The sequence below is a fragment of the Paenibacillus sp. FSL R7-0210 genome (genome assembly GCF_038009085.1).
GTDB lineage: Bacteria > Bacillota > Bacilli > Paenibacillales > Paenibacillaceae > Paenibacillus_AQ > Paenibacillus_AQ silagei.
Genome location: NZ_JBBPAR010000001.1, coordinates 591,027 through 614,863, shown reverse-complemented (window position 1 = coordinate 614,863; position 23,837 = coordinate 591,027). Strand labels below are relative to the sequence as shown.

The window sequence follows — 23,837 nt, the reverse complement described above, 5'->3', positions numbered from 1 at the left end:
TTCCAGATTGGGGGCTTGCTCTAGTTGCTACACTATAAATTCCTTATCCTTCAGTCTCCCCGGAACGCCCGCTTCACACGGTCGAAGAAAGACTGTTCCTGCTCATGCGTGTTCTCTCCGTTGTAGGAGGCGAACTGGCGGAGCAGGTCCTTCTGCTCATCGCTGAGCTTGCTAGGTGTGACTACGATGACGCGGACATGCTGGTCGCCGACGCCGTTGCCGCGCAGATGCGGAACCCCCTTGCCTTTGAGGCGGAAGAAGGTACCGGTCTGGGTTCCTGCCGGGATCTTAAGCTTCACCTTCTCGGTCAGCGTTGGGATCTCAATCTCGTCACCCAGTGCCGCCTGAGCGAACGTCAAGGGAACCTCGCACATAATATCGTTGTTCTCGCGCTCGAAGAAATCATGATTCTTCACACGGATCACAATGTACAGATCTCCGGCCGGGCCGCCGCGTGTGCCGCCTTCGCCTTCACCGGTCATGCGCAGCTGTGCACCGTCATCGACACCGGCAGGGATACGCACATGGATCTTGCGCTGTCTCTTCACCTTGCCCTGGCCTGCGCAGGTGGTGCATTTCTCTTTGATAATTTTGCCTGTGCCGCTGCAATGGGAGCAGGGACGGCGGTTACGCATCTGTCCAAGCGGTGTATTCTGCACGAATTCCTGCTGTCCGCTGCCGTGGCAGACGGAACAGGTCTCCGGCTTCGTACCCGGCTTGGCTCCGGAGCCGAAGCAGGTATCGCAGGTCTCCGTGCGCGGAATGGTAATATCGGTCTCTTTGCCGAACACCGCTTCCTTGAACTCAATGGTCATCGTATACTGCAAATCGCCGCCGCGCTGTGGGGCATTCGGATCACGCCGTCCACCGCCTCCGCCGAAGAACATATCGAAGATATCACCAAGACCGCCGAAATCTCCGCCACCGCCGCCAAAGCCGCCGCCCATTCCCTGATTAGGGTCAATATGCCCATATTGGTCATACCGCGCACGCTGTTGCCCGTCACTCAGGACATCATAGGCTTCCTTAACCTCTTTGAACTTGGCCTCAGCATCACTGGCCTTATTCACATCGGGATGGTACTGGCGCGCCAGCTTGCGATAGGCCTTCTTCACTTCGTCTTCTGAAGCATCTCTTCCGAGGCCCAGAACCTCATAATAATCACGTTTATCTGCCACTGCTTTCACCTCCGTACATCGTTAATTCTCCCCATTTACAAGGTAAAAGGAAAGCCAAAACCCGGGATGCCCCGGTCTTGACCTTCCCTCTCACCACCATAGAACTTATCGTCTAAGGTTACCCTTGATTCTTCTCATCGTCAACCACTTCGTAATCCGCATCTACCACGTTATCCTTCTTGGCATTGCCTTCAGAAGCATCCTGGCCCGCTTCAGCGCCCTGCTGCTCCTGTGCAGCCTGCTCATACAGCTTCACGGACAACTGCTGCACAATCTCATTCAGCGCCTCTGTAGCGGCAGTGATTTCTTCCAGGTTGTCGGTTTCAAGTGCAGCCTTCACCTTGTCCTTGGCTTCATTCGCTTTGTCGATCTCGGAAGCATCGACCTTGTCACCCAGATCCTTAATTACTTTATCTGTGGAGTATACGAGCTGGTCAGCACCGTTCTTAGCTTCGACCAGTTCTTTACGCTTGCGGTCTTCCTCAGCGTGCAGCTCGGCATCCTTCATCATCTGTTCCACTTCTGCGTCGCTCAGACCGCTGGAAGAAGTGATGGTGATCTTCTGGCTCTTGTTGGTGCCTTTATCTGTAGCAGAGACGTTAACGATACCGTTGGCATCGATGTCGAAGGTAACCTCGATCTGCGGTACGCCGCGCGGTGCCGGTGGAATCTCGTTCAGCATGAAGCGTCCCAGTGTCTTGTTGCCGTTCGCCATCTCGCGTTCACCCTGCAATACATGGATTTCCACGCTAGGCTGGCTGTCTGCGAAGGTCGAGAACACCTGCGATTTGCTTGTAGGGATCGTAGTGTTGCGCTCAATCATCTTCGTGAACACGCCGCCTGCAGTTTCAATACCGAGGGACAGCGGAGTTACGTCGAGCAGAACTACGTCTTTTACATCACCAGTCAGTACGCCCGCTTGAACAGCAGCACCCAGGGCTACTACTTCATCCGGGTTAACGCCCTTGTGAGGCTCTTTGCCGGTAAGCTTCTTGATCGCATCCTGTACGGCAGGAATACGGGTGGAGCCGCCGACCAGTACGATTCTGTTCAGATCCGCAGGGGTCATTCCGGCATCCTTCAGCGCTTGACGTGTAGGTCCCAGCGTGCGCTCAACCAGGCTTGCAGTCAACTCGTCGAACTTGGCACGGGTCAGGTTGATCTCCAAGTGCTGAGGCACTCCGTCAACTACCGTGATGAACGGAAGCGATACTGTAGTTGTAAGTACGCCGGACAGCTCTTTCTTTGCTTTTTCCGCAGCATCCTTCAGACGTTGAACAGCCGCCTTGTCCTTGCTCAGGTCAATGCCCTGCTCTTTCTTGAATTCAGCTACGAGGTAATCCATAACCAGTTGGTCAAAATCATCCCCGCCCAGACGGTTGTCACCGCTGGTAGCCTTCACTTCAAAGAAGCCGTCGCCCAGCTCAAGGATGGATACGTCGAAGGTACCGCCGCCAAGGTCATAGACCAGGATCGTGTGATCTTCGGATTTCTCCAGGCCATAAGCAAGAGCTGCTGCCGTTGGCTCGTTGACGATACGCAGCACTTCAAGGCCGGCGATTTTGCCTGCATCCTTGGTAGCTTGACGCTGGCTGTCATTGAAATAAGCAGGAACTGTAATAACCGCCTGAGTTACAGTCTGGCCCAGATAAGCTTCAGCATCGGATTTCAGCTTCTGAAGAATCATTGCCGAGATTTCCTGTGCAGAATAGTCTTTGCCGTCAATGCTTTCTTTGTGGCCTGTACCCATGTGGCGTTTGATCGAAGCGATCGTACGGTCCGGGTTCGTGATAGCCTGGCGTTTTGCCGTTTCACCGACGATGCGCTCGCCGTCCTTCTTGAAGCCTACAACCGATGGGGTTGTACGCGCGCCTTCCGGATTCGGGATAACGACGGCTTCGCCGCCTTCCATAACGGCAACGCAAGAGTTCGTGGTTCCTAAGTCAATACCGATAACTTTACTCACAGTAATGTGCCTCCTCAGAAATAATGTGAAGCCCGGGGCTTCATCCATATTTATTATCTTATATAGAACAGATCTACATGCTGACTTTGACCATGGCCGGACGAAGAACCTTATCCTTCAGGAGATAGCCCTTCTGGACCTCTTCCGTCACGATGCCTTCCTCGTACTCCTCGCTCTCCACCTGCATGATCGCCTGATGATATTCAGGGTTAAAAGGCTGCCCTACCACTTCCATAGCTGTAAGCCCCTCAGTCTTAAGGACTCCCTCCAGCTGACGGAAAATCATATTCACGCCTTTGATGAACGCTTCAGCGTCTGCACCTGCTGCAGGAGTCGCCAGTGCGCGTTCAAAGTTATCCATTACCGGGAGCAGCTCAGTTACGAGCTTAGATGTTGCGTACTGCGCCAGCTCTTCCTTTTCTTTCTGGGTCCGGCGGCGGAAGTTATCGAAATCAGCCTGCACACGCAAGGTACGCGCCTGATGTTCATCTGCAAGCTCCTGCAGCTTTCTGTATTCCTCATTGCCTGAAGCCGCCTCGCCGGCCTCTTCAGCCGTGAATGAGCCGCTGTCTGCTGTGGTATCAGTCTCTTCAGCCGCAAGATTGTCATTCATTGAGGGGTCATTCTTCTCATTCATTTCCTGAACCTCTTCCTCTTTCAAGTTGTCTTCACCTCCTTAGTATCATTCGCGATGGACTAGTACACTCTGTTCACTTATACCAGTGTGCCAGCATTGCTGTCAAATCCCGGGACAGAATACCCAGAATACCCATTACACGTGCGTACTCCATACGGGTCGGACCCAGGATGCCGATGCTCCCCAGCGGCTTGCCGTCCAGTGAATAAGTGGCGGTAATCAGACTGCAGTTGGCAAAAGCCTCATGCTTATTCTCTGTACCAATGCGCACCTGCATTCCTGCTTCGCTGCTGGCCGGGGTGAGCATCTTGAGCAGCGTAGGCGTCTCCTCCAGCAGATCGAGAATCGTCTTCACCTTGTCGACGTCCTTGAACTCCGGCTGGGTCAGCATATTCGTGGCTCCGCTTAAGTAAATCCGCTGATCATGGTCGCTTTCCAGCGCCTTATCCAGCACCTGCATTAATTCTTCATAATGGGAGATGTGGCGCTGCATTTCTTCGCCCAGCTCGGAATAGAGCTGACTCTTCAGCTTGTAGAGCGGTACATTGACCAGCTTGCTGTTCAGCAGATTCACGACCTTCTCCATCTCGGAGACAGATATCTCCGGAGGAAGACTCACGGTCCGGTTCTCTACCTGCCCGGTGCTGGTAACGATAATCGCCACAGCGGTCTTGTCATCGAGCGGGAGCAGCTGGAAATGGCGCAATGAAGTATGAAAAACCTCCGGTCCCAGCAGGATGGAAGTATAATTCGTCATATTGGACAGGATCATTGCCGCATGTTGGATAACCTGCTCTGTAGCATTCAGCTTCTCGGCGAAAAAAGCGCGGATCGTGCCCAGTTCGGCCGTTTCGGCGGAATTCCACGGTACCAGATGATCCACATAATAGCGGTAGCCCTTATGGGACGGGATTCTCCCTGCCGACGTATGAGGTTGCTCCAGATAACCCAGATCCTCCAGATCGGCCATTTCGTTGCGGATCGTGGCTGGACTGTAGCCCACATCCCCGCGTTTCGAGATACTGCGCGAGCCTACCGGCTCAGCGGAAGAAATATAGTCATCGACAATGGCATTCAGTATCATTCTCTGGCGTTCAGTTAACATGTTATTCCCTCCTATCCGGCTGTGGCTCCGATTCGTTAGCACTCTAGTGAGATGAGTGCTAACCACTAATACAAAAATACCAAACTGACCTCGGCATTGTCAAGTGAGTTCAGCAACTTGATTGCGCCTATTTTAGTCAAAGCAAGATTTTGTATATTTCACCGCAACCATTTCCCGGACAATGCCGTCCAATACTCAGGGAGTGATAAAAATGCGTTTCAAGAAAACAGCATTATGGGCTATAATCGCAGGCCTCTTAACTGCATTAGCACTTACGGGCTGTACTGGTAAAATCTTACCGGTCAAGTGCATCGGTGTGGATGCGGATTATGCATCCATCCTGCAATGGGACAGCGTCATGTACTACGATGATACCGGTCCTGACCCCGCCCCACTGGGCAAAGGCAAGGAGATCGGCAAAATCACATACAGCAAATCCGAGCAGGAGTGTCCACGCGCTGGGCTGCAGGATGGAGATGCGACAACTCTTAAGACAGGCACACCGCTCTACGAGGTAGAAGGCTATAAGACATCGGCGAGACTCTGGGCGGGAGACCGGCTGTATGAAGCACGCAACAACCCTGACGCCAACACCCTTAACGATCTGCTGGATATCGAGGGAAAAATACAAACTGTCCGTTTTGTGAGCGGCAATGACGGTTCTGACCTCATGGACTTTACCCCGGAGGCCAACGCCGTATTCATCCGCGAATTCCCCAAGCTGGAATACCTCCCGTTCGAGCAGCTGTACAAGCAGACCAAGGGCTGGGTAGGAGACAAATACTGGCTGGAGATTGAGATGACGGACGGGTCCAGCATCGGAATTACTTATAATACACTGTCCCCTTCCTTTAACCCTTCCGCATATGCTACACCGGAGCTTGCCGAACTGGTAGAGCAACAGCGCAAGCTTATCTACGCACAATAAACCTGTATCCGCAAAAAACCACTGTCACCCTGAAGCAGCAGCGTCCGGGTGAACAGTGGTTTCTTATTATATAGTTTACCGGGGGCTAGAGCCCGCCGGATTAGTCCAGTCTCTTCAGCACGGCGATCTCGTCGCAGGCATGCTGCTTCTTGCAGTTCACACAATCGGTCCAGACCTTCTCGGGGAAAATCTCCTTCTGCACCACATCGAAGCCGTTCTTAAGGAAGAAGTCCACAGCATAGGTCAGGGCCATAATCTTCGGAATCTGCTGGCGTCTCGCTTCTTCAACCAGCTTCTCCAGGATCATCGTTCCTACACCTTTGCCCTTGCCAGCATCATTCAGGCCAATCGAACGGACCTCCACAAGATCACTTCCGAGCCGGAACAAGGAACCGCAGCCGACAAACTTGCCGCCGATCTCAGCGATCACGAACTGGTCGATCTGGCGGGTCAGTGCTTGCCTTGAACGGGGCAGCATAATCCCCTGCCTGGCATACTCCTCTATCATCAGATACAGCGGCTCTACATCCTCCACCGTAGCATTTCTGCATATCACTTGCTGCTCTCCTGCTGGAGAAGCCTCTTGGAAATGATCCGTTTTGACAAGCACCTTGACTCACCCCTTGTTGTTAATATGAATAAATATACAACAAGGTGAATTACAATTCAAGAGGTATTTCAAAATTAAACCTCTGTCAAAGCACCGACAAATTCCCCGAAAACATCGTTGCCGAACAGGATTCCCTGCTTGCTCAGACGATAGGTGTCCCCGGCCTGCTCCAGCAGCCCGGCCTTCAGCATTTTATGCAGCGGCCCTGCAAAAACAGCCTCCAGCGGCTTTCCGAATTGTGAGCGGAACGCCGCATCCGACACCCCTTCGCGCATCCGTAGGCCGACCATCATGAAATCCTCCATCGCCTCCTGCTCGGAGATCTCAAAGCTGTCCAGACGCGGCAGCCCGCTGCGCGAAGCCTCGTTATACGGGTTCACGCCCTTGATATTCATGTGCCGCTGCCGGCCCACATATCCGTGCGCGCCTGCGCCCAGACCGTAATAATCCTCGTTGCGCCAGTATGTGATGTTGTGGCGGCTCTCCAGCCCCGGCTTGGCAAAATTACTGATCTCATATTGCGTATACCCCGCAGCCTCCATGGTAGACATAAGCAGCAGGTACATCGCCAGCTCATCCTCTTCATTCGGCAGCGGAAGCTTGTTCTTGTTGAACAGAGTGTGGAACAGCGTGTTCTCCTCCACCTTCAGGCTGTAGATGGAATAATGCGGAAGGTCCAGCGCCAGCGCCTTGTCGATACTCTCTCTAAGCATATCCACCGTCTGGTTCGGCAGGCCGAACATCAGATCCAGCGACAGGTTATTAAGCCCGACCGCACGGGCATTCTCCAGACTGCGGTATACGTCATTCACATCATGAATCCGGCCGATTCCGCTCAGCAGCTCATTCTGGAACGCCTGCACCCCGAAGCTGACCCGGTTGACGCCGCCTTCCTTCATGACTCTGAGCTTATCAATATCGGTAGTTCCGGGGTTAGCTTCCATAGAGAACTCAATATTCTCGTCCCACTGCGGAAAATGCCTGCGGACCGATTCCAGGAAATAAGCCATCTCATCCGGCTTGAGGACAGTAGGCGTACCCCCGCCGACAAAAATCGTCTTGATCACACCCGGAGGCGTGTGCTGCACGGTCAGCTCCATCTCGCGGTCAAGCGCATGGAGATAGTCCATCACCGGCTGGTCCTTCAGCACGTAAGAGTTGAAATCACAATAGAAGCATTTATTGGTGCAGAACGGGATGTGAATATATACGGCCTCAGGGGGACGGCCATGGTGTGCAGTGCTCGTAGCTCTATTCATTAGCTGTCTCCTTTGTTCTATTAATATACAGGCCTGCCACACTACCTGCTGCTAAAAAGCAAGAAGAAACGGCTGCACCGCCCCGCGTAGGACGGCACCCGTTTCTGTGTTAAACCGAAAGCTCCGGGGGAGCTTATATGCTGCTACTCAATCTGAAGCACGGCCATGAACGCTTCCTGCGGCACCTCGACGCTGCCGACCTGCTTCATGCGCTTCTTCCCTTCCTTCTGCTTCTCCAGCAGCTTCCGCTTACGCGAGATATCGCCGCCGTAGCATTTGGCTAATACGTTCTTGCGCATGGCCTTAACGGTCTCACGCGCAACCACCTTCGTGCCGACGGAAGCCTGAATCGGCACCTCGAACATCTGGCGGGGGATAATACCGCGCAGCTTCTCACAGATGACCCGGCCGCGGTTATAAGCGCGGTCGCGGTGAACGATGAAGGACAGCGCATCGACCTGCTCATTGTTCAGCAAGATATCCATCTTCACGAGATTGGACTGGCGGTAACCGGAGATCTCGTAATCGTAGGATGCATAACCCTTCGTGCCGGATTTCAGCTGATCGAAGAAGTCGTAGACGATCTCGGACAACGGAATCTCGTACGTAATGGTTACACGGTTGCTGTCCAGATACTCCATGTTGACGAATTCGCCGCGTTTGTTCTGGCACAGCTCCATAACGGTTCCCACGAAGTCGTTAGGCACGATAATGGCTGCTTTGACATATGGCTCTTCGATGAAGTCAATCGTCCCGATCTCCGGATAATGCGACGGATTGTCGATCTGAATGGTCTCCCCGTTCGTCAGCTTAATGCGGTAAATAACGCTCGGCGCGGTAGTAATCAGCGGCAGATTGAACTCGCGTTCGATCCGCTCCTGAATAATCTCCATATGCAGCAGCCCCAGGAAGCCGCACCGGAAGCCAAAGCCAAGGGCGCTGGAGCTCTCCGGCTCGAAGCTCAGGGAGGCATCGTTCAGCTGCAGCTTCTCCAGCGCTTCACGAAGGTCATTATAATCAGAGGTCTCAATCGGATAGAGACCGCAATAGACCATCGGATTAATTCTGCGGTAACCCGGCAGCGGCTCAGCAGTCGGACGCTTGGCATCCGTCACGGTATCACCGACACGAGTGTCGCCCACATGCTTAATCCCGGCCACAATGAAGCCGACATCGCCGATGTTCAGCTCGGGCACAATGGTCATACGCGGCATGAATGCCCCGACCTCAATAATCTCAAAGGTTTTATCAGTGGCCATCATTCTGATCTTGGAACCGGCACGGATACTGCCGTCCATTACGCGGACATAGACGATTACGCCCTTGTACGGGTCATAATGGGAGTCGAAGATCAGCGCCTTAAGCGGTTCTTCCGAGTTTCCAGTCGGCGCCGGAACCTGCTTCACGACCTGCTCCAGAATCTCCTTGATGCCGATGCCTGCCTTAGCGGAAGCCAGAACGGCTTCGCTGGCATCCAGCCCGATGACATCCTCAATCTCCTGCTTCACCCGTTCAGGATCTGCATTCGGAAGATCGATCTTGTTGAGTACCGGAAGAATCTCCAGATTGTTGTCAAGCGCCAGATACACGTTGGCCAACGTCTGGGCCTCAATCCCCTGGGCAGCATCCACTACCAGAAGAGCGCCTTCACAGGCAGCCAGACTGCGGGATACCTCATAGGTGAAATCGACATGCCCCGGTGTGTCAATCAGATTCAAATAATATTCCTGGCCGTCATCGGCACGGTACGTCAGGCGTACGGCCTGCAGCTTGATGGTGATGCCCCGCTCGCGCTCCAGATCCATCTGATCCAGAACCTGCTCCTGCATTTCACGCGAAGTCAGCGCACCCGTATACTCCAGAATGCGGTCAGCCAATGTCGATTTGCCATGGTCTATATGTGCAATAATCGAGAAATTGCGAATTTGTTGTTGTCGTTTCTGAACGTCAGTCATTCCTTACCCCCACAGACAGCCTAATGTTAATCCACTTATTATAACAGTACGGGCTTCACCCATCAATCCCGCCGGACGCCGGAAAAGAAAGAAACCGCCTGAACCCTCTGCAATCGCAGGGTGAATCCTGCAAAAAAACACAAAAACGAGTGCGGACTTCCATCATCCGCAGCCGCTTTTGTGCTAAACCTCGTTCCAGCCCAGCTCCTGCTCACTCCTCCGACGAGTCGAAGAGGGAGACCACCCAGCGGATGCCCTTCTGCGAAGCCTGCTGGAGCAGGCCAGCGGTCTTATCCGCCAGCACATCCACAGTCGGCTTCTGCTCCTCCGGTATCAGAATCTGCTCGGGACTGAGCGCAGAGTAGTCCTTCACCTCCTGCTGCGGGAGGCTGCCCGTGCCGCCAGCCGTCTGCGCCTGTGTACCTGCAACCGGCTGCTTCATGGGCAGCATGGTGTAAGCACCCGTTACGGGATCAATAGTCACGGGCACATATACATAAGCCTGGCCGCCCGGGGCTGTACTGGCAGCCGGAACATACGCAGTTCCGGCCGGAACGTTCTGTCCAGGCGTGCTGCTCCCGGCTGGCTTACTCCAGTCCGGCAGTATACCGGAGACTCCCGAACCGCCGCCGCCGAACTGCAGTCCGATCAGCAGCCCCACGCCCGCCCATATTCCGACCATTACCAGCTTTTTACCGAACCGTGTCATATTCTCCGCTCCTTTTCAGCTATAATCCGTTCAGGAACCTGTTGATGTCTCTGCCCCGGTGCCTCCAGATTGCGTACTGCCCTGATCTGGCGCAGCTGCCTTCTCGGCATCCCGGCTGCTCCAGTACACATCAGCGATGGCATCCGCCAGAATATTCGCCGTCCGCTTCAGCTCATCGGCGCTGTTGTCAATTCCGCCTACCTCAATCAGCACACTGTTCGGGGACAACGTCTGGTTATATTCCCCATTATTCCCGTTTCCGGACGATTTCCCCCATATCCCGCGTGAAATTCCAGGATAATTTTTCTCCAGCAGCTGATGGATTTTATTGGCGAAGGCCTCGTTTTGTTTCCAGTTTTTATTCGCATGCCCCAAAATAAAATATACCTGGGCATAATTTTTCCCGTTAATCAAAGCTGTCGTTTTGCCGTGCCGCTGGGAATCACGGTGAATATCAATCAGCTCACTCATGTTCTGATTGGAGGCCATGGCCGATTTCACAGTCATACGTGAATATTTATAAGAGAAGTTCCAGTTGTAGCCCGGTACCTCTGTAGCATAGTCCTCCTGGACATGGACAGTTCCGATCCCCCGCTCTTCCAGCCTCTTGGCAATATAGGAGCCTACCAGCATGACATTCTTGGAAGGGACTGCCGAGCTGGGGTTGTCGCTCTGTGCGCCAAGCAGCGGATTATAGGCCTCCCGGGGATGGGAATGATAAACGAGAATACGCTTGACCGAAGTATCTCCTGTGCCATTCTCCGCATCTCCGCTTCCGGAGTAGCCCTCGTCAGGTTCTGTACCGGACGGGTCAGGGACAGGCGAAGCCTCGGGCTCTACCACGCCTTCCCCCGGGCTGTCATGGCCATTACCAGCCTCAGTACCGTTCCCTGAATCCGGCGGGGCTCCAGGATCGCCCCCTGCTCCGGGATCTTCCCCGGTGGCCAGTTCATCGCCCCCCGGATGATAATCGGCCGGTGCTCCTGTACTTCCCCCTGAGCCTTGCCGCAGCAGGAAGGGATCATCGGCAGCAAGTCCGGGCATCTCACGGGAGACCAGACTCTTGGGATCACCAGGATCAACACTGGTAAGCAGCCGGAATACGAAGGAGGTCACCTTGTCCCCGGAGAAGGCTGAAGGCTCCTCGCCCTTCGGCAGATGGGGGACCTCCATGCCCAGCAGCTCCATGAAGAATCCACTGGAGAGCGAAGCCGCCAGACCTTTCATGGAAGGAATGGGCGAAGAATTCAGCTTCTGCCCGGCCAATCCGCCAGCTCCAAGCAGCATGAACAACACAAGCGAACCTCCGGCCAGCAGCAGCATCGTCCTTCCCAGCGACAGAATATCCATCAGCCGTCCGCGCAGCCGCCCTATATTCCATAGCTGAAACCATTTTCTGTTCATGATTGTTATGTCCTCCTCTAAGCCCTCTGTAATCTCTCATACTCCAAATCTATGAGCGGAAGGGTTGTGCTAGAACCACAGAATGAGAGATAACAGGGAGCAATAGATAGAGAAGTGAAGCGGCAGCATTGCAAAAAGCCCGCCACCAGTTCTGCGTTATAGCAGACGGTGCGGGCGAGGTGATAAGTGACAGATCAGTGAGTGTAAGCTCCGACATTGCCCGGATCTACCGCTTCATGGAGTGCAGCATTCAGTCCGCTTGCCACAATGTTGGCGATCTCTTCAATGAATTCATCGATCTCTTTGGGGGTCACAATCAGGTCATGTCCCAGCGGCTCAAGCACTTCCTTCACCAGGGCGAGACGCTCCTGCTCAGATATATCGTCAAGGAGACCCATAATTTCTTTGGTGTGAGCACCGCCGTCCGCCATCTGCCCGAAATGGGTCCGCATCATCTCCAGCACATTGTTGACGATGGTGGAAGCATAGCAGACCGTCGGGACGCCGATGGCGATGCAGGGCACGCCCAGCACCTCCTTGGTCAGCCCTCTGCGCTTGTTCCCGATCCCTGAGCCGGGATGAATGCCGATGTCCGCAATCTGGATGGTGGTATTGATCCTCTCCAGTGAACGGGAGGCCAGCGCATCAATAGCTATAATGACATCCGGGCTGGTGCGGTCCACAATCCCCTGCACCACTTCGCTGGATTCAATCCCCGTCAGGCCGAGCACTCCGGGAGCAATAGCACTGACATTCCGGTACCCGGGCGAAATCTGGTCGGGCACCAGCTCATAGAACTGGCGGGTAATCAGTGCATTCTCAACGACCAGCGGGCCGAGCGAGTCAGGCGTCACATTCCAGTTGCCCAAGCCTACGATAAGGACCTTGGAATCGCGGTCAATGCCGATTTCATCCAGAAAGTGCTCGAATTCCCGGGCAAACACTGTGGAGACCTTCTGCTGCAGCCCGGTGTCCCCTCCGCGCAGCCCAGGCACCTCCAGGGTCACGTAATTGCCGATAGCCCGTCCAATCGCCTGAGAACCGGCAAGATCTGCTACAGCAAGTCTCGTGACCTTGATACCGTCCGCTTCTTCCACTTCCTCATTGACACCCGGGATCGGCGTATTGGCGTGCCGCTCTGCCATTTCCTTCGCTTCCACCGCCAAGTCCGTACGTACCGAATACAGCTGAAGATCCAGTTCCATTCTTAGTTCAGCCTCCTTTTGCATATTGCTGATAGTGTGCGAGAGAAAGCCTCCGTTTATACAAACCGCTCTAAGGGAATTACAAAGCTTTTTATCTTGCTTTTTGCTACCCTTCATGCTAAACTATTTTAAGTTGTGAATCATTTGTTGATTTCGAATGTCTTTCAGGAGGTGAATGCAATGCCAAATATCAAATCCGCGATAAAACGCGTCAAGACGATCGAGAAACGCCGTGCACTGAACGCTTCCCAGAAGTCCGCTCTTCGTACAGCTGTGAAAACTGCTGATGTAGCAGTGACTGGTACGGAAGTTGAAGTAGCTCAGGCTGCTTTCCAAGCGGCTTCCAAAAAGCTGGACAAGGCTGTAACTAAAGGCCTGGTTCATAAAAATGCGGCTGCCCGCAAAAAATCCCGCTTGGCTAAGAAATTGAACGCTCTCAAGGCTCAAGCCTAAGCCAAGGGCGACAATCATAACGAGCACTGAAGAACCTGACCGCTATGCTGCATACGGTTAGGTTTTTTTATGCTCGTTAACTTCCTTCATTGAATTCCGCTGTACAATCAAAGAGCCTGTCCATCCCATGACACACGCGGGTGGACAGGCTCTTTGATTCGTTCCATGTAAGGCCGCTCTATTCAGGCTCCAAGGCGCAGCATGAACATCTCCAGCCCCAGCACCTTATCGACAGCTCCCGTCTTCATCTGATAGTCCAGATCCGCCAGAATACTCAGGATCTGCCGCAGCCGCTGGCTTCCGAACTTATGAGCCTGCTCTCCGGCAAGCTTCACTGCATACGGATGCAGTCCGAGCTGGGAGGCAATCTGTCCCTGCGAATAGCTAAGGGCTGACAGATCCTTGACCTGCAGGATGATTCTGAACTGCCGGGCAATCAGCGAAGCGATCTTGATCGGCTCCTCCCGCTGCTTGAGCAGCTCATAGAGCGTATTCAGTGCCTTGTCCAGGCGCAGATTCGCGATATCCTCCACCAGTGTGAAGATGTTCTGCTCCGTCCCCCGGTGGACCAGACTCTCCACCGCTGCCGCATCCACCCGCCCGCCAGTACCGGCGAACAGACACAGCTTGTCCATCTCTGCAGACAGACCCTGGAGTCCGGTTCCGCTGCTTGCAATCAGAACCTCCGCTGTCCCCGGCGCAAGGGAGCAGCCGCGTTCGCGGAAGCCCTTCTCCACCCAGCGCAGCAGCTCCTCCGTACCCAGGGGATTGAAGGCCAGCACGGTGCCGGCGGTCTTGATGCTTTTGACGATTTTTTTACGTTCATCCAGCTTGTCGCCGTTCACCATAAATACAATCACACTGAACTCGGCAGGATGCTGCATATATTCGCTCAGCATCTCCACGTTATGTTCCAGCTTCGCCTTCTCCTTGCCTGCCGTGAACAGAGCCGCATCCCGCACCAGCAGGAGCTTGCGTTCTACCATGAACGGAACCGTCTCCGCCTCTTCAATGACCGCCTGAACCGGAGTTTCGGAGAGATCGAACGGGATCACGGCGAAATCGCGGTCTTCTTTGGGGATCAGGTGTTCCTCCAGCATGGCCGCGAATTCATTCATCCGGAACTTCTCACTACCGTACAGCAGGTACAGCGGAGAGACCTTTCCTTGCTTGATGTCTTTGGCCGCCGTTTTGGCATCCATCCCGCCACTTCCTTTTTCATTTACTTGCCTGGTCCGTATCAGACACATACATTCGTACATTTTAACAAAAAAACGGCTGAAAACATAGGTATCACCATTATCACTTTGTCCTGACCGGGGCGCAAGCCAAAACGGAGCAACCTCGGCAGCCAGGGCCAAAGTTACTCCGTTTCAGCGGCGCATCTATATAAACGACGGAGGGAGCAGCTCTAGAAACTCTCCCGGCCGCCGGTCATACCGATGATACTCGCATAGCCTGTAATTCATGTCCTCTTGCCTTAGCATATTCCGCAGGCCGGAAGAACGTTCCGGTTATTTATCGGACGTTGCCGCGTCCGGGGTAATAGCCGGGCTGGTGACTGGTGAAGCAGACGCCGCCGGAGAAGCGGTAGGCGCTGAAGAGTTGGCAGGAGCCGGAGAAGCGGATGGGGCAGGTGTCGCACTCTCTGCTGGAACCGTGTATACCTTCGTCGTCTGCGTACCGTCCTCAAGCTGTAGCACATAAGTGAACTGGGTGCCGTCTTCCGACCACACACCGGAGACCCAGTTCCCCTCCAAAGGAAGCGAGGTTAATACCGTTCGTTGTTGTTCTTCTCCTTCTGCGGTTAAGCTGTAGATTACAACATGCTGGCCAGTCATCTCAGCCATATGCTGCCCGTCGGGTGAAGTCCACGAGGCCTGCGCAGCCATCAGCATGGCTCCTGCCTCGTTAGCGGCCGGAGTCGGCGCTATCCGTGCATCCCCCTCAGCCGCTTTATCGTCCGCTATATTCTCTTGTGTTGGCGCACTCGACGTCGTGCTTTGGGGCTCCGCCGACCGGTTATCCGCTTTCTTGGTGCTCTTGGGGCGGTCCGCCGGAGGCGAAGTAGCGGCGCGGTTGCTGATCGGAGCTTCGCTTACCGCAGGCACCTTGTCTGAAGGCATACCACCGCCGGCTGCGGCTGGTTGATCAGCACCCTCACTGGGAGCAGGCGGTGCAGATTTCAAATTAACGTCTGCAGATTCACTAGGCGTGGCCTGATCCATCTTATTAAGATCACTGCTGCTGCCGCTGTTATTCTGTCCGTCCGCCTGCGGGGCGTCTGCACTGCTCTCCGTACTCATGCTGGAGTTCGCCGCTCCGCCGCTCATTAATTGGGATGACATATCCAAGTCTGCGCCGGGCAGACTCTTCGGCATATTGAATACGGCGATGAGCAGAATCACCGCTGCCGCCGCAGCACCAATGCCTGTCCGCGCAGCCAGTGAAGGGCCCTTGGACTTCTTGCCCCGGTTATTTGCACGGGAGAAGGGAATAACCTTCGGATCTTCCGGCTCCATTACGGCAGGCTCTTCCGGGACACCGCGGTCCAGCTGTTCAAGCTGAGGCAGGATAGAGTCAACCAGACTGAAGGGGGGCTTCACATCGGGAAGCTGCTCCAGCTGCTGGGAGAGCAGCGTCAGCCGGTCCAAGACTTCCGCGCAGGAAGGACAATCGTCGATATGACGGAACATTTCAAGCATTTCTTCCTGACTGAGATCATGATCTAAATAGCGGTGCATCCATTCCATCACCTCCGCGCACTTCATCCTGACACACCACCTTTCTGATACTCCTGAAGTCTATTCTGCAGCTGCTGCCGCGCCCGGAACAGGTACGATTTGACCGTGTTCAGAGGCAGATCCAGACAGTCTGCAATCTCGTTGTAAGAAAAATCCTGTAAATAGCGAAGCACGATTACCGTCCGGTGATGCTCCGGAAGCTGGTCGATGGCCTCACGGATATCCTCCGCCAGATAACCCGACATCACTTCGCGCTCTACGTTATGTTTTTTATCCTGGAACACCATTTCGTGTTCATCGATAGAAACGGTAGGCTTCGTTCTCCGGAATTTGTCTATACATATGTTGGTTACTATTCGCTGAACCCATGTTTTGAACTGCGCCTTCTCCTCATAGGAGCCGATCTTGGTGTACACCCGGATCAACGCTTCCTGGGAGACATCCAGAGCATCCTGTTCATTATGCAGAATGTAGAAGGCCGTCTTATATACATGCCCTTCAATTTCTCGCAATAGGGTGATTAGAGCGTCGCGATCGCCCGCTTGAGCGGCTCTGATGAGTTCCTGCTCCACCACGAAGGTTCCCCCTCTCTATGCAATCTTACTGACGCGCAAGACTGCGAATTTGTTGCAAGCCTGTAATGATTATTTTAAAAGATAAAAACGATATGCTTCGCGCATAAATGTTCCTTATCTTTCTCGCTGAAACGGTACCGTCCTAAAAAAGGACAGCAAAGCCGTTTCTACTTGTAGTCCACAATCCCTACTAAGCATACAAGGGATGCTGCTATCATTCAAATACTCTTTTCATAGAAGTTGGTTACAGAAATGACATGAGAAGCAGACCGTCCCGTACCTGACTTACGCTACGACCGAGACGGCTCCTCTAATGTATATAATATAGTTGCGCACACCAGGAGCACCGCATAATTCTCCCTGGAGTCATCATCAAGCACATATACTTCTCCCTGCTCAAAAAGTTGCGGATGATTATAGTTACGATACAGCTTATAAATGGCTCCCGCGCTCACCCTGCAGCCGTGGACTGCAGTTCGAATCTCCACATAATCGGCTTCTTCCACTACCAGTGTCGGGTACAGCTTGCTGCGAAGATCGTCGCCAGTCATGGCATCACCTTTCAGGTATACTTCTCAATGTCCGCAGGCGCCTCTGCACTCTGCCTCTATTATAAGTATTGCCCGAAGCGGCAGCAATTCCATCATTTAGGCATATCTAGCTCTCAACAAAATAACCCCACAAAGTGGGGCTTTAGCGTAGGTGATGACCCAGGTACTTTGCGGGGACCCCAAAACATATAAATTCAACAAAAAAATGCCCTGCCCCATAGAGGCAAGACATTCCTGTTGTACATGTATTTCACTTGCCTTGAATCTCCTTGAACTTCGCTACATACTGAGCAGCCAGCTCTGTGATCTGGTCATAGCGGCCTTCCTTGGCCGGTGCGGTCAGGTTGCCGCCGATGCCGACAGCGATGCAGCCGTTCTTGATCCATTTCTCCATATTGTTCAGATCCACGCCACCGGTAGGCATAATGTTAACATGCGGCATTGGCCCCTTAACCGCCTTGACATAGTCCGGTCCGAACGCACTTCCAGGGAACAGCTTCAGCACATCCACACCCAGCTTCAGGGCTTCCTTCATCTCATTCAGCGTCATGCAGCCCGGCATGTAAGGAATGCCGTACAGATTACACATCTTAGCAGTATCCTCTTCAAAAGACGGGCTGACCACAAATTCCGAACCAGCCAGAATAGCTATTCTTGCCGTCAGCGGATCAAGCACAGTACCGGCACCAATCACGGCGCGGCCCCCGTATTCTTCCACCAAGCGCTTAATCGCTACTTCGGCTCCCGGAGTCGTGAAGGTCACTTCGATATTGTTCAGTCCGCCCTCGATACAAGCCACCGACATGGCATAAGCATCATCGGCATTATCCGCGCGAATAACGGCTACTACGCCAACAGAGGTGATATTCTGCAATACTTTAATTTTCTTCATGATTGTTACTTCCTCTCTGGTTATATATTCATAAGAATAATAATTTAGATAAACTAATTTATCTATTTTACTAACATCAGGCTTTATCCTTCTAAGAAAATAGTAATAACATTGCCGCTAACAGTCAATATATATTTATTCAGGAAGCATTATCAATCCTTCGAAAATATTCAAAAACGCTTATTTATCAAGGAAAAACGAATGTCTTCCCCTGTTCCTGTACAAAATAAGCCCGCAGAATGAGCATTGCTATATTGTACAAAACCGTTTTATGTGATAATTTCAACTTATATTCTATTCCAAACCATAATAACGTGTTCATTTTAGGAGGAACTATTCATGAATAAACAGCTGGATGCAGTCACCTTCGGGGAGCCGATGGCCATGTTCTACGCCAATGAAGCCGGCCCCCTGCATGAGGTCACTTCCTTCTCCAAGGCGCTGGCAGGTGCGGAGAGCAATGTAGCCACCGGATTATCACGCCTGGAGCATCTGACCGGTTATGTGACCAAGCTTGGCGAAGACAACTTTGGCCAGTTCATCACCTCGGCGCTGAACAAGGAGAAGATCGATACCGCAAGCATCACAACGACCAAGGAATTCTCCACGGGCATGCTGATCAAATCCAAGGTACTCACTGGAGATCCCAAGGTGGAATATTTCCGCAAAAATTCCGCCGCCTCCAAGCTGAGTCTCGCCGACTTCGATGAAGATTACTTCGCTTCCGCAGGCCATCTGCATGTGACCAGCATCTCTTCCGCACTCTCGGCTTCGTGTCACGAGTTCTCGCTGCATGCCATGGAGTTCATGAAGCAGCGCGGCAAGACCGTATCACTGGACCCGAATCTGCGCCCGACCCTGTGGCCAGACACCGAAACTATGGTTAATACGATCAACGATCTGGCTACCCGCTGCGACTGGTTCCTGCCCGGACACGGAGAAGGCAAGATTCTCACCGGTCTTGAGACTCCGGAGGAGATTGCTGGGTACTATCTGGAGCGCGGCGTATCCCTTGTAGTGATTAAGCTCGGTCCTGAGGGCGCTTACTATAAGACCTCTGCTGGTGAAGAGGGTTATGTGGACGGCTTCAAGGTCGAGCAGGTTGTCGATACGGTCGGTGCCGGAGACGGCTTCGCGGTTGGGGTGATCAGCGCTATGCTGGAGAAGCTCAGCGTAGCAGAAGCCGTGAAGCGCGGCAATGCGATCGGCGCACTCGCCGTGATGTCGCCTGGCGATATGGATGGCCTTCCCACCCGTGCCCGGCTGGAGGAGTTCATGAGCGCAGGCGTATAGCCAAAGAGCAGGTGCTCTGCTGCCGGCAGCGCCAGGCTTCAGCATGAACACACATTAGCACAGCAAAAAGGGTGTCCCTGAGCCGACAGACGGCTGGGACACCCTTTTGCATATGTAGCATGAGAGAGGTGTGGCTGAATTGCAGGTAGTACAGCATGGTTATGGCTCACTTATGGCTCAGTTACAGCTCAGTTACGATAAGTCAGTTTCATCCGAGCATTGTTCCTGTGAACCGGCAAGTCGTCATTCCCAGCAGTTCGCGCGGCAAAGTACATAGTCTTGCTCAATGTACATAATCCTGCTCTCAAACTATAGACTTACGGACCGGAGAGCCGTTATTTGGGGAGTTGCTGCACTATAGCAAGCCTAACGGACTCAGATGACGTTAAGCCGCACTTCGCGGGCATCTAGCGCCCTAAACAGCAATTTAACGGCTCCTGAGTCCGTAAAACTAACAAAACCCTTCTTTTCCGCACAATAACGGCCCCTGGGTCCGTAAAGCCGTGGATTCCTGAGCAGATTTCCTATAAGTTGTCACCACGATGGACCTTTCGCCGCCCCGACCTGCTCTATTCCGGCTTAGCCGGCGGCTGCACCGACTCCCCCTGCTGCAAGGAAGGCGGGAACCTGTAGGTGATGGGCATCGCGCTGTCCGCATCGTTGATCAAAGAGAGCATGATCTTGGCCGCCTGCATCCCCATCTCGTAAGCCGGCTGGCGGATCGTTGTAATATCAGGATTATAGATCCGGGCGAATTCGGCATCGTCGATGCCGATGACCGACAACTGGCCGGGGATCGCAATGGCATTGCGGTTCGCATATTTAAGAATTTCGCCCAGCACCAGATCATTGGCGGCAAGCAGCGCTGTTGGAGGCTCGGGAAGCTGCAGCAGCTCGTCCAGTGCAGATGCGATGTCTTCGCGTGACACACTTCGCATATACGAACCCAGCAGCGGCAGACCCGCTTCCTCCATCGCTTTTTTGTACCCGCTCATTCGCTCCTTGCGCGGGGTAATCGCATGTACGCCAAGCGGCAGGGATAGAATAGCAATCGCTTCATGGCCGTGGCCGGTCAGCTCCCGGATAGCGGTCTTCACCGCCATCTCGTTATCCAGCAGCAGGCTCTGGGTCGTGATCCCGTCAACCAGCCGGTCCATGAAGACCAGCGGATATTCCGCTTCAATTAATCTGGTGTAAGGCGCAGGCTGATCTCCCGCCGGAAAAATAATCAGGCCATCCACCTGACGGGCGACCAGCGTCTCCACATAAGTATTCTCCTTATCGGCATTCTCGTCCGAGTTGCAGATGATCACCTGAATCCCATGGCGCTGCAGCTCATTCTCGATCGCCCGGATACACTGGATGGATAGCGAATAATCAATATTGGCTACAATAATGCCAACCATATGCGTGCGGTTCTGCTTGAGACTGCGGGCAAGCCCGTTGGGCTGGTAATTCAGCTCATCGATAACCTCGGCAATGCGGTTTTTGGTCGCCTCACTCATATACTTGAACCGTTTATTCAAAAATTGCGAGACTGTGCTTTTCGATACGCCCGCTTTCTTAGCCACATCCTCAATAGTCAGCTTCTTCATTGATCCCGCTCCACTCTTCGATATCGAACTCCAGAAGTAAACACAAATCACGTTTACTTAGAGATATTATCAAAAAGTATAGCTTTTTTTTAGTAAATTATCTATATGAATAGATTGAAAATACGAAATAAGTGGATACGGCGTCTAAGGCGTGAGACAAATACACTAAATGACTGGGCCGCACAATGGTAACGGACAGAGATGCGCTTATTTCCCCGAAAAGCAGCATTATAATAGCCCTGCGGACTCCAGTGCTCTTATTCACTGTTACTCAGCCGATAAAGACGCGTTTGAACTACAATAAGGGCCTTGCAGTCCGTAAGCGTGGTCAAATGTGCCAAATCGAGAATATAAAGGCTTCACAGTCCGCAAGGGACATAGATAACAGGCAAATTGGAGGACTCCCTGCCTTCACAGGAATTCCTCCATCGACCGAATGGAACATCTCATGATCAGCAAACTATTCCAGCACACATCCTGCATCTGTACTCTAAGATGATCATTTTTTTATTGAGGAGGCATCAATTTTCACACCGTATTCCTCATACCACCAGTCGTAGAACCATTGATCGCCCGACTTCATATCAACCTCTGTACTCCGTTGCTCTCCATTAACTTCGTAGTGGACTATGGTTGCAGGATCTTTAGAATCAACAGTAAGCTCTCCATAATGGATTTTGGAGACTACTTCTACATTTTCTGTGGTGATCTCACCCGAAAGTTCCTGTGCATTGCCTGTTGCAATATCATACAGCTTATTATGCTGTGTATAACCGCCTCTTCCATCTTCCGTGTAATAAACAACCAGCAGCTCTGCCTTTTCGGAATTAAGGGCCATAAAAGACTTATAGACTTTATACGATTCATCTAAGGTTAGTAATTCTCGGGGAACAGGAATCTTACCCTCTCCTGCCTGTCTGACATCCATCACATACAGCTTGGCCCCTGACCTTTTCTGATTCTCTCCAATTTTATAGCTGCTGCTGGAAAACAAAAGATAATCTCCCGCTCCGAATAAACTTCCCAGCGACAAATAGGACTGTGCACCTCCTGCATACAAAGGAAAAACATACAACCGCTGTGCTGAATCCGCAGATAGCTCTGCATGCCCTTTAGGAGTCAAATAAAGAGTATATGGCTCTGTATTGTGTGTGTATTTAGGCTTGAGATTGTCAACCATTGGCGGCGGAGGCGACCAGACGATTCCGGCGGAAGTCTCAACAGCCATTGCAGCACTCTTATTACGGTCTAGCGGAAGGGGCATATAATACTTAAGCCCGCCTAGTTCAAACTCTGCCGAGATCATGTATAGACCCAGGCCTTGCGGAGGCGCCGAAGGAGACGCCGAGGGCGTAACCACAGCCGCTCCCGAGCCAGGCTTAAAGACCGCTGCCAGCCTCCCTGCCGGATCAAGCCCGGCCCCTGGGCCAAACGGCCAGATCAGCGTGACGAGCAGCAGGATGGCTGCCAGTCCGCCGAAGGCGGCCACCCGCCCGAACGGGCGGCGTAGTCCGCTTTTGCCCGATGAGCCTTCTGCTGCAGCCTCTTCAATCCGCGCCATGAGCTGCGGTGTGAATCCCGGCTCCGCAAGCGGGTTCCGCCCGGCTTGCTTATACCAGTCCTTCTCCCCGCTCATCACCTTCACTTGCTCCTTCTCTTGTCTTGTCTTCACAGCTCTTCCTCCTTTATCGCCGTTCTCACTTTCTCTCTGGCCCGTCCGAGCCGGGATTTGACTGTTCCCTGCGCGATCCCGAGCAGAGCGGACATCTCTGCCACCGGCAGGTCCTGCTGAATATCCAGCACAAGCACCTCCCGGTACTTGTCCGGCAGCTCCATGATAATCTCCCAGATGCGGTTAGCGTATTGATTACCGATGGCCTCTTGTTCTGCGGACATGGTGCCTCCCTTATCCTGATAGCTGCCCAGCGGAGTGAACCTCCGCCAGAAGCTGTTGCGCCGTAAGCTGAACGCGGTGTTGCGCGTGATGGTCAGCAGCCAGGTTTTCAGGGTAGCCTGTCCCCGGTACTTGCCGATGCTCTTGTAGGCCTTGAGAAATACCTCCTGGCTGATATCGTTCGCCTGCTCCCGGTTGCGGGTTAAGACATAAGCATAATTCCATACGTCCTGGCCGTAGGTCTCCATCATCTCGCGAAGCGATACCGATGAGGCACAGGTCATGCTATACGTTAGTTCTTTACTCTGCATGTTCTCTCCCCTTCTCACCTAATAAGACTCCTGCCGGCGGATATGGTTCCCTGTTATTGTAAAACTGAATATGCGGATTGCACTTTCTGCAATAGAATTGCCGATATTTGCCGTTAATCTCCATTCTATTGTATTTCCTGCATTAGAATTTGAAGAATCTGCTCAATTAGCCCCTGTTAGCTGAAATCAAGTGTACAAAATACAACAGATCTGACTTCCTCCTAAATTTAAGGAGCATCTAATGTACGAAGTGCAATGAAATCCAGATCCCCCGAAGGCTAAACGCTTTCAAAAAACACAGCCGTTTCCCCTTCCCGCAAGCCCCTGTCTGCACCATTCCGCAGCCCCGCAAATTGCTTAAAAAAAATACTAATAAATTATAAGAGAATAGAATGCAGGCGGGGCGTGGGATTGGCGGTTTTAAGCTCTGTTTTGAGGGGCCGTAGAGGTCTGTCTGTCTCTTGACTTTTCAATATATGGTATATAAAATGATTAAGCATTACTAAATATAGTGTATATAAGAGCTAAGCCCATAAATCTAGTAAAACTGCTATTCTTCACTTGTCAAGTAGA

21 protein-coding genes are annotated in these 23,837 nt (G+C 52.8%); 3 read left to right on the top strand and 18 right to left on the bottom strand.

Features of this window, described 5'->3' with window-relative positions; genetic code table 11:
- Positions 1-50: 50 nt before the first annotated feature.
- The 4 genes from dnaJ to hrcA form a co-directional block, all read right to left on the bottom strand.
- Positions 51-1,178: a molecular chaperone DnaJ gene (gene dnaJ, locus MKY64_RS02715; protein WP_209872156.1), complete on the bottom strand. Its 1,128-nt coding sequence runs from the start codon at positions 1,176-1,178 to the stop codon at positions 51-53.
- Positions 1,179-1,296: 118 nt separating this feature from the next.
- Complete coding sequence (gene dnaK / locus MKY64_RS02710) at positions 1,297-3,144, bottom strand: molecular chaperone DnaK (RefSeq protein ID WP_209872159.1); 1,848 nt, start codon at positions 3,142-3,144, stop codon at positions 1,297-1,299.
- Positions 3,145-3,217: 73 nt separating this feature from the next.
- Positions 3,218-3,805 (bottom strand): nucleotide exchange factor GrpE, encoded by a 588-nt coding sequence (gene grpE / locus MKY64_RS02705; protein WP_036732234.1) that lies wholly within the window; start codon positions 3,803-3,805, stop codon positions 3,218-3,220.
- Positions 3,806-3,854: 49 nt separating this feature from the next.
- Positions 3,855-4,886 carry a heat-inducible transcriptional repressor HrcA gene (gene hrcA, locus MKY64_RS02700; RefSeq protein ID WP_036732236.1) on the bottom strand — a complete coding sequence of 344 codons (1,032 nt, stop codon included), beginning with the start codon at positions 4,884-4,886 and terminating at the stop codon, positions 3,855-3,857.
- Between the two features lie 211 nt (positions 4,887-5,097).
- Here hrcA and MKY64_RS02695 point away from each other — a divergent pair, with 211 nt between their 5' ends.
- On the top strand, positions 5,098-5,814 hold the full coding sequence (locus MKY64_RS02695) for a hypothetical protein (protein WP_036732238.1): 717 nt from the start codon (positions 5,098-5,100) through the stop codon (positions 5,812-5,814).
- Between the two features lie 100 nt (positions 5,815-5,914).
- On the opposite strand, the gene MKY64_RS02690 is transcribed toward MKY64_RS02695, so the two are convergent.
- From MKY64_RS02690 to gpr, 6 genes are all read right to left on the bottom strand, one after another.
- Entirely contained in the window at positions 5,915-6,424 is a 510-nt protein-coding gene (locus MKY64_RS02690; protein ID WP_155991690.1) for an N-acetyltransferase, read from the bottom strand.
- 74 nt (positions 6,425-6,498) lie between these two features.
- Complete coding sequence (gene hemW / locus MKY64_RS02685; protein WP_340950790.1) at positions 6,499-7,683, bottom strand: radical SAM family heme chaperone HemW; 1,185 nt, start codon at positions 7,681-7,683, stop codon at positions 6,499-6,501.
- Positions 7,684-7,826: 143 nt separating this feature from the next.
- Complete coding sequence (lepA, locus tag MKY64_RS02680; RefSeq protein WP_340950788.1) at positions 7,827-9,638, bottom strand: translation elongation factor 4; 1,812 nt, start codon at positions 9,636-9,638, stop codon at positions 7,827-7,829.
- Positions 9,639-9,849: 211 nt separating this feature from the next.
- Positions 9,850-10,347, bottom strand: a complete 498-nt coding sequence (locus MKY64_RS02675) for a hypothetical protein (RefSeq protein ID WP_340950786.1) — start codon at positions 10,345-10,347, stop codon at positions 9,850-9,852.
- A gap of 30 nt (positions 10,348-10,377) precedes the next feature.
- A complete protein-coding gene (gene spoIIP, locus MKY64_RS02670; protein ID WP_340950784.1) occupies positions 10,378-11,751 on the bottom strand; it encodes a stage II sporulation protein P in 1,374 nt (457 codons plus the stop codon).
- 194 nt (positions 11,752-11,945) lie between these two features.
- Entirely contained in the window at positions 11,946-12,956 is a 1,011-nt protein-coding gene (gene gpr, locus MKY64_RS02665; RefSeq protein ID WP_036732245.1) for a GPR endopeptidase, read from the bottom strand.
- A 180-nt stretch (positions 12,957-13,136) separates the two neighbouring features.
- On the opposite strand from gpr, the gene rpsT reads away from it, so the two are divergent.
- Positions 13,137-13,409, top strand: coding sequence for a 30S ribosomal protein S20 (rpsT, locus tag MKY64_RS02660; RefSeq protein WP_036732246.1), 273 nt, complete (start codon positions 13,137-13,139; stop codon positions 13,407-13,409).
- A gap of 182 nt (positions 13,410-13,591) precedes the next feature.
- Here the strand turns inward: rpsT and holA are convergent, their stop codons facing one another.
- The 5 genes from holA to MKY64_RS02635 all read right to left on the bottom strand — a co-directional run bounded on the left by holA (position 13,592) and on the right by MKY64_RS02635 (position 18,171).
- Positions 13,592-14,611 (bottom strand): DNA polymerase III subunit delta, encoded by a 1,020-nt coding sequence (gene holA, locus MKY64_RS02655; RefSeq protein WP_340950782.1) that lies wholly within the window; start codon positions 14,609-14,611, stop codon positions 13,592-13,594.
- Positions 14,612-14,923: 312 nt separating this feature from the next.
- The gene (locus MKY64_RS02650) at positions 14,924-16,180 is read right to left on the bottom strand and encodes an anti-sigma factor family protein (RefSeq protein ID WP_340950780.1); all 1,257 of its coding nucleotides are present in this window, start codon (positions 16,178-16,180) and stop codon (positions 14,924-14,926) included.
- On the bottom strand, positions 16,177-16,728 hold the full coding sequence (locus tag MKY64_RS02645; RefSeq protein ID WP_340950778.1) for an RNA polymerase sigma factor: 552 nt from the start codon (positions 16,726-16,728) through the stop codon (positions 16,177-16,179). The genes MKY64_RS02650 and MKY64_RS02645 overlap by 4 nt, the downstream gene beginning before the upstream one ends.
- 290 nt (positions 16,729-17,018) lie before the next feature.
- Positions 17,019-17,279, bottom strand: coding sequence for a hypothetical protein (locus MKY64_RS02640; RefSeq protein WP_340950776.1), 261 nt, complete (start codon positions 17,277-17,279; stop codon positions 17,019-17,021).
- Between the two features lie 250 nt (positions 17,280-17,529).
- Positions 17,530-18,171: a bifunctional 2-keto-4-hydroxyglutarate aldolase/2-keto-3-deoxy-6-phosphogluconate aldolase gene (locus tag MKY64_RS02635; RefSeq protein ID WP_036732253.1), complete on the bottom strand. Its 642-nt coding sequence runs from the start codon at positions 18,169-18,171 to the stop codon at positions 17,530-17,532.
- Between the two features lie 339 nt (positions 18,172-18,510).
- On the opposite strand from MKY64_RS02635, the gene MKY64_RS02630 reads away from it, so the two are divergent.
- Positions 18,511-19,464: a sugar kinase gene (locus MKY64_RS02630; RefSeq protein ID WP_339250324.1), complete on the top strand. Its 954-nt coding sequence runs from the start codon at positions 18,511-18,513 to the stop codon at positions 19,462-19,464.
- Between the two features lie 569 nt (positions 19,465-20,033).
- On the opposite strand, the gene MKY64_RS02625 is transcribed toward MKY64_RS02630, so the two are convergent.
- The 3 genes from MKY64_RS02625 to MKY64_RS02615 form a co-directional block, all read right to left on the bottom strand.
- Entirely contained in the window at positions 20,034-21,059 is a 1,026-nt protein-coding gene (locus tag MKY64_RS02625; protein ID WP_036732257.1) for a LacI family DNA-binding transcriptional regulator, read from the bottom strand.
- Positions 21,060-21,558: 499 nt separating this feature from the next.
- Positions 21,559-22,731 (bottom strand): hypothetical protein, encoded by a 1,173-nt coding sequence (locus MKY64_RS02620; protein WP_340950774.1) that lies wholly within the window; start codon positions 22,729-22,731, stop codon positions 21,559-21,561.
- Complete coding sequence (locus MKY64_RS02615; RefSeq protein WP_340950773.1) at positions 22,728-23,264, bottom strand: RNA polymerase sigma factor; 537 nt, start codon at positions 23,262-23,264, stop codon at positions 22,728-22,730. The genes MKY64_RS02620 and MKY64_RS02615 overlap by 4 nt, the downstream gene beginning before the upstream one ends.
- Between the last annotated feature and the right edge of the window lie 573 nt (positions 23,265-23,837).

Coding starts and splice junctions, on each gene's coding strand:
- hrcA (WP_036732236.1), bottom strand. CDS start 4,886: ATGTTAACTGAACGCCAGAGAATGATACTGAATGCCATTGTCGATGAC.
- MKY64_RS02695 (WP_036732238.1), top strand. CDS start 5,098: ATGCGTTTCAAGAAAACAGCATTATGGGCTATAATCGCAGGCCTCTTA.
- hemW (WP_340950790.1), bottom strand. CDS start 7,683: ATGAATAGAGCTACGAGCACTGCACACCATGGCCGTCCCCCTGAGGCC.
- lepA (WP_340950788.1), bottom strand. CDS start 9,638: ATGACTGACGTTCAGAAACGACAACAACAAATTCGCAATTTCTCGATT.
- MKY64_RS02675 (WP_340950786.1), bottom strand. CDS start 10,347: ATGACACGGTTCGGTAAAAAGCTGGTAATGGTCGGAATATGGGCGGGC.
- spoIIP (WP_340950784.1), bottom strand. CDS start 11,751: ATGAACAGAAAATGGTTTCAGCTATGGAATATAGGGCGGCTGCGCGGA.
- gpr (WP_036732245.1), bottom strand. CDS start 12,956: ATGGAACTGGATCTTCAGCTGTATTCGGTACGTACGGACTTGGCGGTG.
- rpsT (WP_036732246.1), top strand. CDS start 13,137: ATGCCAAATATCAAATCCGCGATAAAACGCGTCAAGACGATCGAGAAA.
- holA (WP_340950782.1), bottom strand. CDS start 14,611: ATGGATGCCAAAACGGCGGCCAAAGACATCAAGCAAGGAAAGGTCTCT.
- MKY64_RS02650 (WP_340950780.1), bottom strand. CDS start 16,180: ATGAAGTGCGCGGAGGTGATGGAATGGATGCACCGCTATTTAGATCAT.
- MKY64_RS02640 (WP_340950776.1), bottom strand. CDS start 17,279: ATGACTGGCGACGATCTTCGCAGCAAGCTGTACCCGACACTGGTAGTG.
- MKY64_RS02635 (WP_036732253.1), bottom strand. CDS start 18,171: ATGAAGAAAATTAAAGTATTGCAGAATATCACCTCTGTTGGCGTAGTA.
- MKY64_RS02630 (WP_339250324.1), top strand. CDS start 18,511: ATGAATAAACAGCTGGATGCAGTCACCTTCGGGGAGCCGATGGCCATG.
- MKY64_RS02625 (WP_036732257.1), bottom strand. CDS start 21,059: ATGAAGAAGCTGACTATTGAGGATGTGGCTAAGAAAGCGGGCGTATCG.
- MKY64_RS02615 (WP_340950773.1), bottom strand. CDS start 23,264: ATGCAGAGTAAAGAACTAACGTATAGCATGACCTGTGCCTCATCGGTA.